Source organism: Acetivibrio straminisolvens JCM 21531 (assembly GCF_000521465.1).
Taxonomy (GTDB): Bacteria; Bacillota; Clostridia; order Acetivibrionales; family Acetivibrionaceae; genus Hungateiclostridium; species Hungateiclostridium straminisolvens.
Genome location: NZ_BAVR01000024.1, coordinates 37587 through 49717, shown reverse-complemented (window position 1 = coordinate 49717; position 12131 = coordinate 37587). Strand labels below are relative to the sequence as shown.

8 protein-coding genes, 3 pseudogenes and 1 other annotated feature are annotated in these 12131 nt (G+C 39.1%); of the genes and pseudogenes, 10 read left to right on the top strand and 1 reads right to left on the bottom strand.

The genetic code is table 11. The features are described from left to right. The first annotated feature begins 152 nt into the window (after positions 1 to 152). The 7 genes from JCM21531_RS08115 to JCM21531_RS08085 all read left to right on the top strand — a co-directional run bounded on the left by JCM21531_RS08115 (position 153) and on the right by JCM21531_RS08085 (position 6076). Positions 153 to 1280 (top strand): P-loop NTPase family protein, encoded by a 1128-nt coding sequence (locus tag JCM21531_RS08115; protein WP_038288939.1) that lies wholly within the window; start codon positions 153 to 155, stop codon positions 1278 to 1280. Continuing rightward, positions 1280 to 2608, top strand: coding sequence for a TadA family conjugal transfer-associated ATPase (locus tag JCM21531_RS08110; RefSeq protein ID WP_243467425.1), 1329 nt, complete (start codon positions 1280 to 1282; stop codon positions 2606 to 2608). Before JCM21531_RS08115 ends, JCM21531_RS08110 begins: the two co-directional genes overlap by 1 nt. After that, on the top strand, positions 2542 to 3348 hold the full coding sequence (locus JCM21531_RS08105; RefSeq protein WP_038288937.1) for a type II secretion system F family protein: 807 nt from the start codon (positions 2542 to 2544) through the stop codon (positions 3346 to 3348). Before JCM21531_RS08110 ends, JCM21531_RS08105 begins: the two co-directional genes overlap by 67 nt. A 13-nt stretch (positions 3349 to 3361) precedes the next feature. Further along, entirely contained in the window at positions 3362 to 4231 is an 870-nt protein-coding gene (locus tag JCM21531_RS08100) for a type II secretion system F family protein (RefSeq protein ID WP_038288934.1), read from the top strand. A gap of 59 nt (positions 4232 to 4290) precedes the next feature. After that, a complete protein-coding gene (locus tag JCM21531_RS08095) occupies positions 4291 to 4512 on the top strand; it encodes a Flp1 family type IVb pilin (RefSeq protein ID WP_038288932.1) in 222 nt (73 codons plus the stop codon). Between the two features lie 181 nt (positions 4513 to 4693). Beyond that, on the top strand, positions 4694 to 5395 hold the full coding sequence (locus JCM21531_RS08090; protein WP_038288929.1) for a TadE/TadG family type IV pilus assembly protein: 702 nt from the start codon (positions 4694 to 4696) through the stop codon (positions 5393 to 5395). Between the two features lie 51 nt (positions 5396 to 5446). Continuing rightward, the gene (locus tag JCM21531_RS08085; protein ID WP_038288927.1) at positions 5447 to 6076 is read left to right on the top strand and encodes a prepilin peptidase; all 630 of its coding nucleotides are present in this window, start codon (positions 5447 to 5449) and stop codon (positions 6074 to 6076) included. 32 nt (positions 6077 to 6108) lie between these two features. Here JCM21531_RS08085 and JCM21531_RS08080 read toward each other — a convergent pair whose 3' ends face one another. Beyond that, the gene (locus tag JCM21531_RS08080) at positions 6109 to 7674 is read right to left on the bottom strand and encodes a DUF6382 domain-containing protein (protein WP_038288925.1); all 1566 of its coding nucleotides are present in this window, start codon (positions 7672 to 7674) and stop codon (positions 6109 to 6111) included. 249 nt (positions 7675 to 7923) lie between these two features. Beyond that, positions 7924 to 8153, top strand: a binding site (T-box leader). Between the two features lie 70 nt (positions 8154 to 8223). On the opposite strand from JCM21531_RS08080, the pseudogene hisS reads away from it, so the two are divergent. From hisS to lepB, 3 pseudogenes are all read left to right on the top strand, one after another. Further along, positions 8224 to 9476: pseudogene (gene hisS / locus JCM21531_RS08075) on the top strand (histidine--tRNA ligase). 52 nt (positions 9477 to 9528) lie between these two features. Continuing rightward, positions 9529 to 11309, top strand: a pseudogene (gene aspS / locus JCM21531_RS08070) (aspartate--tRNA ligase). Between the two features lie 320 nt (positions 11310 to 11629). After that, a pseudogene (gene lepB / locus JCM21531_RS08065) lies at positions 11630 to 12102 on the top strand (signal peptidase I). Positions 12103 to 12131: the final 29 nt, after the last annotated feature.

The following is a 12131-nucleotide window of genomic DNA, read 5'->3' as shown; positions in this document are numbered from 1 at the left end:
ATATTTTATCTTAGTATTTTTCGCCTAATTTTAGACAAAAGTTTACAACCAATGATAAGATTACAATATACTTTAAATATAGAATCAGAAAGAATTGTACATTACTGCGAAGCGCATTAATTATTAAAAGGTAATAAAATGGGGGTAAATCGATGGCGGTAATTCATCTTGTAATTGCTGACAAGGATCGTGCTTATCTTGACAGTGTGGTCGACTTCATTTATTCAAAATACAATAACAGATTTTATGTCCAGGCTTTTTCCGCTGAAGAAACTTTTAATGACTTTTTTAATAAGACGGACAAAATTGACATACTTCTCATGAGTCCTGACTTTTACAGTGATGAGCTTGATTTGGGGAAGGTAGTTGCTCCTATTGTGTTATCGGCAGGTATTCTCACGAAGGATATAAAAAACTGCGAAATAATCAGTAAATACCAGATGGGTGACAAGCTTATCGGCAATATATTAAATATTTTTTCCGAGAAAAGCAACTGCGAGTTTATAACAGGGGACGGTAAAAAGAAGACTCGTCTTATTACCTTTTATTCTCCATGCGGCGGTGCAGGTACATCTACATTAGCTGCCGGCGTGAGCGCAAAATGTGTACAGAACGGATGGAATGCTTTTTATCTCAATTTTGAGAGGTTTCCTACCACTACAGCTTTTTTTGATGCCTATGGCAGCGGAGAGAATCTTTCGAATATTTTGTTTTTTCTAAAAGAGAACAATAAAAACCTGACACTTAAAATAGAAGGAAGCAGGTCCATAGACAGTTCGACAGGGGTACATTATTTTCTGCCTCCGGAGAATGTTTTTGACCTTGATGAGCTGACATCCGGTGAGATTATGAGGCTTATCGGACAGTTCAGGGCAATGGAGAGCTATGATGTTATTATAGCCGATATAGGTGCACAATTAAATGAAGTATGTATATCGCTGTTGGAGTGCAGTGATTTGGTTTTCTGCGTTTTGCCCTATGACACTACGTCGAAGATTAAGTTGGCAACACTCCAAAAGGCTTTTGAGATTCTTAGCAAAAGAAAAGGCTTGAACTTTATGGACAAGGTGGAGCTTATTCTAAATAAATGTTTGAGTTTTGGGCATCCCGATGTTGAAAATCTTAATTTTAACGGAAAAAACGCTTCTATCAGAATACCTTACATGAAAGGACTGGATGCGAGTTACGGCATAGAGCATATAATTGGAGATTCAACTCCCTTTGGACCTGCTGTAAGGCAGATAATTGGCATATTACAAGGAAGTACGGGTGATTGCTAGTGGAGATGGAAGAAAAAGAAAGGCTTATTGCCCAGATAAGAAAACATATAAGCGATAGCATAGATTTGAGAAAGGACTTTTCGGATGAAGAAATAAAAGATATTATCACAAACGTTGTATTTGAAAGGTCCAAAGATTATTACCTCAGTGTCGGAGAAAAGAAGGAAATTGCCGATGCAATTTTTAATTCCATGAGAAGGCTGGATGTTCTCCAACCCCTCATTGATGACAAAAGTATTACTGAAATAATGATAAACGGTCCTGATTCCATTTTTATTGAAAGAGACGGAAGAGTTTCCAGGATGGACGTTAAATTTGAAAGCCGCCGAAAGCTTGAGGACGTAATCCAGACAATTGTGTCGAGGGTGAACAGGACAGTAAATGAGTCATCCCCGATTGTTGATGCAAGGCTGGCGGACGGTTCCCGTGTAAACGTGGTTTTGCCTCCAATAGCCTTAAATGGGCCTGTGGTTACCATAAGAAAGTTTTCGGAAAAACCGATGACGATAGAGCAGCTTATAAAATACGGTTCGATTACCGAGGAAGTTGCCGACGTGCTGGAGAGGATGGTCAAGGCAAAATACAACATATTTATCTGCGGTGGTACTGGCTCGGGAAAAACCACATTTTTAAATGCTCTTAGCAATTTTATTCCCAAAGATGAGAGGATTGTCACAATAGAAGACTCTGCGGAGCTTCAGATTGTCGGGATAGAAAACATTGTCAGGCTGGAGACAAGGAATGCCAATACTGAGGGAAAAGGAGAGATTACCATTAGGGATCTCATAAAAACATCTCTTCGTATGAGGCCGGAGAGAATTATCGTGGGTGAGGTGCGCGGGAAAGAGGCATTGGACATGCTTCAGGCGATGAATACCGGACATGACGGTTCCCTTTCCACCGGACACGCAAACTCTACCAGGGACATGCTGTCAAGGCTTGAAACAATGGTATTAAGCGGCGCTGAAATGCCTTTAGAGGCAATAAGACAGCAGATAGCTTCTGCAATAGATATAATTATTCACCTCGGAAGGCTCAGGGATAAATCGAGAAGGACCCTTGAGATTACAGAGGTTGTGGGATATAAGGACGGACAAATTGTGTTAAATCCGCTTTATGAGTTTGTAGAAGAAGGAGAAACTCCGGAAAAACACATAATTGGTTCTTTAAGAAGGACAAAAAATGAAATGATTAGCAAGCTCAAATTCAAAATGTCAGGTATATCGACAAGTTTTAGATTTAGTACAAGGGGGCTGTACGAATGGATCTGGAGCTACAAAACAGCGAATTTGAAGAAGTGGTTGTTGAGAAAAATTATAGCGGCTTAATTGATTATGATATATATGTCATGAGTTTTAAAGAGAAATCTCTATATTTTTTGCTTGCAGCAGCGGTATTGTTTGTTATAGGGTATATTTTCTACCACAATATAATACTGTCATTGCTTCTTACGCCTTTTGCGCTTTTATATCCAAAGAGAAAAACGAAAGACATAATCGAGAAGAGAAAGAATGAACTTAATCTGCAGTTTAAAGATCTGCTTTATTCGCTTTCGTCTTCCCTTACTGCGGGAAAGTCGGTGGAGATGTCTTTTAAAGAAGCGCTTAAGGATCTGAGTATTTTATACCCGGATCCCGACACATATATTATTCGTGAAGTAGAGTACATAATAAGAAGACTTGAAATGAACGAAACTGTTGAAGATGTTTTGGAAGACCTGGCAAGGAGGTCGCATTTGGAAGATATACAGAACTTTACCGATGTTTTCAAGACCTGCAAGAGGACAGGCGGAAATCTGGTAAATGTAATAAGAAACTCAACTAACATAATCAACGACAAAATTGAGATAAAAGAGGAGATAAACACTTTGCTGGCAGCAAAGAAGTTTGAACAGAAGATTCTGTCTTTTATGCCTCTTGTTATGATAGTTATTCTATCTCTAACCACTGATGATTATATGGCTCCTGTGTTTGATACAATCATTGGCAGAATAGTGATGACTTTCGCAATTATTATTATAACTGCGGGATATTTTATATCGAAAAAAATTATGGATATAAAGATTTGACAGTGGAGGGCATATGATTATAGGTGTTATAGTTTTTGCTGTATTTTTGCTGCTTTTTATCCTGTTGTTTTTCTTGTCGAGAGGCAAGTATAGCGATTATATTGAGCCTTTGGATAGCAATGAGTACAAATTGAGAGGTTTGCTGCCCATAGGGCTGTTCATTCTTGATGCGGTGAAATATAAGTATTCTTCCAAGTATGACAGGATGCTTCAGGCAAAAATTGCCGAATTAAAGGGAATTAAGTATTCAATGTATTATTTGCAGATTCATCATGCCAACAAGATTGTTCTTATGTTTTTAATACTGCTTTTATTTACTTTGTTTTCTGCTGCAACACGGGATGTTGCAACCGTGGTGTTTGGAATTGTAATAATGCTTGCTATTCCGTTTTTTATGGACAGGGAGCTTAGAGAGAAGGTTAATAAGAGGAGACTTAGCATACAGATTGATTTTCCGGACTTTTTAAACAAGCTTATTTTGCTTGTAAATGCAGGTATGACAGTCTCGAGGGCTTTGGAGAAGTCCATAACCGAAAATGACAAGGATACTGTTTTGTATAGGGAGCTAAGGACGGTTTTGGCAGATATCCGGGGCGGCAAATCGGAGACCGGTGCATTTGAAGATTTTGCAAATAGGTGCAGAATTCCTGAGATAACCAAGTTTGTATCGGTTCTTTTGCAGAATTTTAACAAAGGCAATGCAGAAATGGTATCTATTTTAAGGCTTCAGGCTACAGAGTGTTGGGAAATGAGGAAGCATGCAGCCAAAAGGCTTGGAGAGGAAGCATCTTCAAAGATGTTGTTTCCGATGATGCTTATGTTTATAGCGGTGATTCTAATTGTTGCCACTCCGGCGATTTTGGCGCTGATTGATAGTATGTAATTTACTGCAGCAATGGACTGCGATAGTATAAAATTTACTTGTGAAAGGAGGTGAAATAGATGCTTAAGTTGATAAAAAACTTTATAAAAGAAGAAGATGGTTTGGGTACAGTTGAGATAGTAATAATTGTAGCTGTTTTGGTTGCAATTGCTCTTATCTTCAGAAAGGCTATATTTGGCTTTGTGGATAGCATGGTGAAGAAAATATTCAGCGATGAAGTTCAAAAGGAATCTACAAAGGGACTACCAGGGTCATCTTCACCAGCTCCAGGTCCTACATAATTTGTGTTGTAGTTTTTGGTTGTTGATTAGCCTCTTTAAGTGAAATGAAAGAGGCAAAAGCGAAGGGACTTGGTGTCCCAAGCTTCTAATGTTATTAGGGCATGGGCTTATGCCCTAATAGACTCTTTTTTTGCTTTATTAAATACTTTTTATTATACCATCGAACAAGAGGGCAAGTTGTATGAGCTGTAAGAAAAGTTGGAAAAACTGCAAAGGGTTTATTAAGGATAATAGAGGGAGTTTTACAGTTGAGGCGGCTATAATTGTTCCTACTGTCATTCTGACCATGTTTGCATTGATATTGATTAGCGAGTTTTTGTATCAAAAATCATGCATACAGGCTATTGCAGACAGGACGGCGCAGCGTGGAGCCGAAATCTGGAATTCTCCGTCCAAGGATATGATTTTCGGACAGATCACCCTGGATAATATGGATGACATAGATCTGTATTGGCGAATATGGGAGATGAAAAAACGTAAAAAGAAAAAGGAAGAAAAAATTGAAGGGTATGTAGGATACTTATTGAAAGATTCACCCGTCCTTGGTGAGCCCATTGATTTGGAAATAAATGCAGGTATAGTGGAAGATTATATAGTATATAAAAAGCTGAGGGTTAGCGTAGAAGCCAAGTATAAAAACCCTTTTTTGTCGCTGCTTAAAGTTTTTGGAATAAAGAACACCATAACAATTAAAGCCCATTCGGATGCTATAATAAACGAACCGGTTGAATTTATCAGAACAACGGATTTTGCTCTTGATGTGGTCAAGGAAGTGGACAACAAGCTGTTTGAAGGCAAGGGCGGCGAGATTGTAAAAGATGTAAGAGAGGGAGTATCCAATATTTTCTTAAAAGTTAAGGAGTTTTTAAACAATGAAAAGTAAGACGCCTATAAGAAAAATAGAGCTAAACACTGATAACGGGGAAATGTGCAAATGATATATGTATTATTGTTTATTTTGGGGCTTGTCTCAGCGGTTGTAATAAATCTTACTACAGATTTTGAAAAGTGTACGGATGCCAAAAGGCTGAAGTGGTTTGCCGGCTATATGTATAAAAAGCCCCAATACATAGCTGTAATGGTGCTTACACCCCTTACTTTTATGCTTTTATACCATAAATCCCAAACCAATCTTGAAGTGATTCGATATTCTGTTCTGTACATATTACTGGCATCTTCTTCTCTGAAAGACTACAATGAAAGGTTAATATCCAATAAGCTGGTTATTGCCGGAATCGTTTTGGGACTTATCGCAGCTGCTTTGGATGCCGAACCGGCAAAAATTATTCAATCTATAATTCTTTTTATTGCAATCGGTCTGATTATGTCATTGGTCACCTTTGCCACAAAAGGAGGAGTCGGTATGGGTGATACCAAACTTATTGCCGTATCAAGTCTTTATGCCGGACTTGCGGGAATAATATCCATTTTATTTTATTCTTTTATACTAAGCGGTATAGCAGGAATAGTGCTTCTTGCCTTAAAAAAGGCAAATTCAAAATCCAGAATACCTTTTATACCCTTCTTGACCTTGGGATTTTTGATTTACCTGTTGTTTTTGTAGTAACTCCTCCCGTGATCAATACAGCTTTTTCTTTACGGAATTATAAAAGTATATTCACTGTTGGCAAAAGTAATTTTGTCGTTGTTTTTAATTTCATGTTCTGTGTTTGCGGCAAGTCTTATGCCGTTTACAAATGTTCCGTTTCTGGAATTCAAATCTTTTACAAAGTAACGTCCGTCCCTTGATATTATCTCGGCATGTACCTTTCCCACTGCGTTATTTTGGCTTATATAGTCCACTTGGCTTTTAAGCCTTCCTATTACAAAGCTGGGCTTGTTGATTATTATTTGCTCCATCACACCGTTCATTGTTCCCTGCAAGTAGGGATATGAATTTGAGGTGCCCAGATAAACGGTTTCTTCAAGAGGAGATGGGAAAATTACGGTTGTTTCGTTTAAAGAATTGGGAGTACTTGCTGCGTTGTTGAAATTAGATTCCGGCTGCGAAGGCGCTTTATTTATTGGAGGAATGCTTTGATTGTTCGAAACAGTGGTAAAATTCCTTTTCTCCATATTTATTTGAGGTTTTGCAGCAGGTCTTTCCCTGACTGTGGAGACGGTCTCGACTTTGTTTTTTTCATTCAAGACTGTTTTCCAGACAGCATAGGATAAGGCTCCTGCCAAAATACCGATACCCAGCATGTTGACAATCGGTTCGTTTCCGAGAGAATCCATGGCTCCTGACGCTAAAAGGGCAATGGACCCAATAATAATAACTGCCTGCAATATAGCGCCGGCTATTAATACGCCGGTTTTATACTTTATCCTGACTACAGTTTTTTCTGCTGTATTTACTGCCGGTTTTGCAGGTGCTGCGGAAACAGGTCCCTGTGGAGCAGGACGAGGTACATTGGGTTTCGGTATGCCTGATTTTGGAACGTCCGGCTTTGAAACAGGCGCCTTGGGAATGTTCGGCCTTGGAGCACTCGCTTTTGGTGCTGCCGGTGCCGGTGCAGGCTGAACGGGTACATTATGTTCTTGAATAACCGGTTTTTGTACTTCCGGTTTCGGTATATCCGTTTCCAGCTTCAAATCATTTAATAATTTGCTAAATTCTAAAATACTAAAAGTATCGGATTTCAAAAGATTTAAAATCCTTTGAAGGAAGTTGTCGTTGTTGGTTTCATCTATATTTGCACTGAACATTATGAAGTTCATGGTGAAGTTTTTCAACTGGTCATTTACATTGATGTCAATGTTCAACGGCAGATAGGCCAGTGAAACTTCCATGGTGTTTGGAACTATGTAAATATAATCTTCGTTTAAAATGTATGATCTGTCTGACAATAAATAGTCTTTTGAGCTGAGTATCGTTTTTAGTATATCTTTGAATATGTTTATAAAGTCGTCCCTTTTTAGCTTGTTGCGCCTAAGGTACTGGGATAAAGCCAGTTTGGATGTGATATTGTAGTAAAAATTGTGCTTTGAATCTTTTTGTCTTATATCCAAGGGTAAAATATTCCTATTGGGATTGTTGGCAAGCATTTCAACCTGATATAAAAGCACATTCTCACCAGCATCTGTGCTTACAACAAGAAAGCTGCCTGTGGCACTGCTTTCGTAATTGAATTCAAATTTCTTGAGATAATCATTGACCATTGAATTATATCCCCCTTGTTTACCAAAAAAGTTGTTGTGATGATTATTTTGAATATTTTATCTTTTGTTTGAAGATTATTTTACATTTTTTATTAAAATTCTACATGGGCATATCACTATTTTATCAGTTGATTGGGTAATTTGGCAACTATTGATTTTTATTGTTAAATATTATTTAAACTATTGACAATTGGGCTTTGGGCAATTAAAATTAAATAATAAATTGTAAATTAGATGATTTAAAATACTGTAATGGCTATGAAGGGGAAAAGTAGCCAATACTTCCTTAAGGGAGAGAGTGTCGTGACTGAAAGCACTCTTAGGAAAAAGGTTGGTGAAAGGACACCTTGGAGCTGGCAGATTGAAAGTTTGCATGCGATTAGGTCTGTCCGCAGATTCTTGCGTTAAAGAATTAATAAGTGGGCAATTTTACTGCCTATTAGGGTGGCACCGCGGGAAAACAGCCTCTCGTCCCTGACACTGGTCAGACGGGAGGCTTTATTAATTTAATATATTTTAGGATAAAACATGGAAAACTGGAGGTTTATGATGTTAACACAGGCACCGAAAGGAACAAAGGATATTTTACCGTCAGAAATTCACAAATGGCAGTATATAGAAAAGGAAATAGCAAAGCTGTGTCATGACTTTGGCTATAAGGAAATTCGCATTCCTGTATTTGAACATACTGAATTATTCCAACGGGGAGTTGGGGATACTACAGATATTGTGCAAAAGGAAATGTACACTTTTCTGGACAAGGGACAGAGAAGTATTACATTGCGGCCTGAAGGGACTGCGGGCGTTGTGAGGAGCTACATTGAAAACGGCATGGCATCGCATCCTCAGCCCGTGAAGCTATATTACAACATTACGGCTTACAGGTATGAAAATGTGCAAAAAGGCCGTTACAGGGAGTTTCACCAGTTTGGGGTTGAGGCTTTTGGAGCTGCAGGACCTTCAATAGATGTAGAAATAATAAGCATGTTGAGGTTGTTCTTTGACCGGCTGGGGATAAACCAGGTTAGTCTTAATATAAACAGCATAGGTTGTCCTGTCTGCAGGGCCGAATACAATAAAAAGCTTAAGGATTATCTGAGTCCAAACCTTGATAAGCTGTGCGAGACATGCAATACACGGTTTGAAAGAAATCCCTTAAGGATTATTGACTGCAAGGAGGAAGCTTGCAAAAAAATTACTGCCGGTGCACCTGCGCTTATAGAGAATTTGTGCGGAGAATGCCACAGCCATTTTGAAGGACTCAAGGCAGGACTTGAAAACCTTGGTATTGATTATACTGTTGATAAAAATATAGTAAGAGGACTTGATTATTACACTAAAACCGTATTTGAATTTGTGTCGAGTAATATAGGCGCACAGGGACGGTATGTGGCGGCGGAAGATATGACGGATTGATTGAAGCATGTGGCGGCAAACCTACACCGGGAATAGGTTTTGCAATAGGACTGGAAAGGCTTTTGATGGTTATGGAAAACCAGGGTATTACATTCCCGGAACCGAAGGGTTTGGATATTTTCATTGCTACAATAGGAGAGAAGGCCGACAGGTATGCGGAGAAAATGGTTTATCAGTTGCGAAAAGAAGGCCTTAGCGCACAAAAGGATTTGATAGGAAAAAGTGTTAAAGCCCAAATGAAGTATGCGGACAAACTCGGAGCAAAGTACAGCATTGTTTTAGGCGATGATGAGATTGATTCGGGTAAAGCGGTACTTAAGAATATGGAGACAGGAGACCAAAAGGAAATAAGTCTTGATACTTTGATATGCAGACTAAAAATGTAATTACTTCGATTAATATAAATTAAAAGCAATTTTTAAGTGGAGGGTAAAATATATGGGAGAATCTATTTACGGATTAAAAAGGACACATATGTGTGCCCAGCTTAGTGTGGCCGATGTCGGAAAAACCGTTACGGTTATGGGATGGTGCAACAAAAGCAGGAATCTTGGAGGAGTAATTTTCGTTACATTAAGAGACAGGACCGGTATAATCCAAGTGGTGTTTAACGACACAACCGATCCCGAGATTTTTGCAAAAGCTGTGCCAATCAGAAGCGAATATGTGCTGGCCGTGGTGGGAGAGGTTGTAAAAAGAAGTCCCGAAGCAGTAAATCCCAATCTTCCCACTGGAGAAATTGAGATTATTGCAAAGGAATTGAGGGTTTTAAGCAGCGCTGAGACTCCTCCCATATACATTGAAGAGGATTCCGACGTAAACGAAGCTACCAGGCTTAAATACAGGTATCTTGATTTGAGAAGGCCCGATATGCAGAGAAACCTCATTTTAAGGCATAGGGTAGCAAAAATTGCCAGAGACTACTATGATGAGAACGGTTTTATTGAGATTGAGACTCCGATGCTTACCAAAAGCACTCCTGAAGGAGCAAGGGACTATCTGGTGCCTAGCAGGTTCATCCAGGAAAATTCTTTGCACTGCCCCAGTCACCCCAGCTTTTTAAACAGCTGTTGATGGTTTCGGGTTTTGACAGGTATATCCAGATTGTAAAGTGCTTTAGAGATGAGGACCTTAGAGCCGACAGGCAGCCTGAGTTTACACAGATAGACTTGGAAATGTCCTTTGTGAATGTTGAGGATGTACTTACAATAAATGAAGGGTTTATTAAAAAGGTGTTCAAGGAGGCTATTGATGTTGACCTCGAGACTCCTTTCTTAAGAATGCCGTACAAAGAAGCCATGGAGAGGTTTGGAAGCGACAAACCGGACATCAGGTTTGGATTTGAATTGGTAAACTTATCGGACCTTGTAGAAAACTGTGGATTTAAGGTATTTGCCGATGCCGTCAAAAATGGAGGAAGTGTTCGGGCAATAAATGCAAAGGGCTGCGGCAGCAAATTCAGCAGAAAGGAAATAGATGCCCTTGGTGAATTCGTAAAAACCTATGGAGCAAAAGGATTAGCTTGGATAGTTGTGGGAGAAAACGAGCTTAAATCTCCGATTACCAAGTTCTTCAGCGAGGACGAAATCAAGGCTATTTTGGAAAGGGTGGAAGCAGAGCCGGGAGACCTTATATGTTTTATTGCCGATAAGAATGAGATTGTGTTTGACTCATTGGGTCAGCTGAGGGTTGAGATAGCAAGAAAACTGGGCTTACTGGACAACAAGGAATTCAAATTTCTGTGGGTGACCGAATTCCCGCTTCTTGAATATGACGAAGAAGAAAAGCGCTATGTGGCAAAGCATCATCCTTTCACATCCCCTATGGATGAGGATATTGAATTGCTGGATACCGACCCGTTAAAGGTTAGAGCAAAGGCATATGATATTGTGCTAAACGGTACGGAAATTGGGGGAGGAAGCATCAGAATCCACAGTCAGGAGCTTCAGTCAAAAATGTTTAACCTTCTCGGCTTTAGCGAAAAAGATGCATGGGACAGGTTTGGATTCCTTCTTGAAGCTTTCAAATACGGTACACCTCCCCACGGAGGAATGGCCTTCGGACTTGACAGGTTGGTAATGCTTATGGCCGGAAGAAACAGCATTAGAGATGTTATTGCATTCCCTAAGGTGCAGAATGCATCCTGTCTGATGTCAAATGCGCCGGATGCCGTTGAACCGAAGCAGCTTGAGGAGCTCAAAATAAAATTGGATTTATGATATTATATGATATTATATGGTAAATGAAGTAATAAGAGCATGGGTATAAAAATGATTTATGTCCCATGCTCTTTTGTATTTATTTTTATTAAGTGGTATCATCGTAATATCGTCACTTGAAAAATCGGCTTAAATTATATACAATTTAATAATACGGTATTTTGAGAAATAACAAGGTAATAAATGACCCCTACTTATATTGGTGGTTATAACTATATATCAGCAAGGGAGGAATAATTACGAAAACGAATCCTTTTATTAGAGAAGTTTTAGATTGGACAGTTCACATAGTAATAGCCGTACTGATTGGTTTGTTTATTGTGACTTTTGTCGCACAGATAACTATTGTGAACGGAAGTTCCATGGAGACGACACTTCAGGACGGTGACCGTCTTATTATCGAGAAAATCAGTCCCAGATTTGGATGGCTGAAAAGAGGAGATATTGTAACTATAAACGATTATCCCGGACTGGACTCCGAGAGAAAGCCTATAATTAAAAGGGTTATCGGTGTGGAAGGAGATAGGATTGAAATCCGTGGCGGAAAAGTGTATGTTAATGGTGAAGCACTTGATGAAGATTATATAAACGTTGATGCGCAAGGTACCTTGGAAGTAAACGTAAAATTTAGTGAACTCAGTGTCCCCAAAGGCATATATATGTATTGGGGGACAACAGGCTTCCGGGTCAGAGTAAAGACAGCAGAACCTTTGGAACTGTAGAGATAAAAGATGTTGGCGGCAAAGCTATATTCAGATTTTTTCCTTTTAATAAAATAGGCACTCTTAAATGATATGGAATTATGTGTAGTTTTATAGTATA

Coding starts and splice junctions, on each gene's coding strand:
- JCM21531_RS08115 (WP_038288939.1), top strand. CDS start 153: ATGGCGGTAATTCATCTTGTAATTGCTGACAAGGATCGTGCTTATCTT.
- JCM21531_RS08105 (WP_038288937.1), top strand. CDS start 2,542: ATGGATCTGGAGCTACAAAACAGCGAATTTGAAGAAGTGGTTGTTGAG.
- JCM21531_RS08100 (WP_038288934.1), top strand. CDS start 3,362: ATGATTATAGGTGTTATAGTTTTTGCTGTATTTTTGCTGCTTTTTATC.
- JCM21531_RS08095 (WP_038288932.1), top strand. CDS start 4,291: ATGCTTAAGTTGATAAAAAACTTTATAAAAGAAGAAGATGGTTTGGGT.
- JCM21531_RS08090 (WP_038288929.1), top strand. CDS start 4,694: ATGAGCTGTAAGAAAAGTTGGAAAAACTGCAAAGGGTTTATTAAGGAT.
- JCM21531_RS08085 (WP_038288927.1), top strand. CDS start 5,447: ATGATATATGTATTATTGTTTATTTTGGGGCTTGTCTCAGCGGTTGTA.
- JCM21531_RS08080 (WP_038288925.1), bottom strand. CDS start 7,674: ATGGTCAATGATTATCTCAAGAAATTTGAATTCAATTACGAAAGCAGT.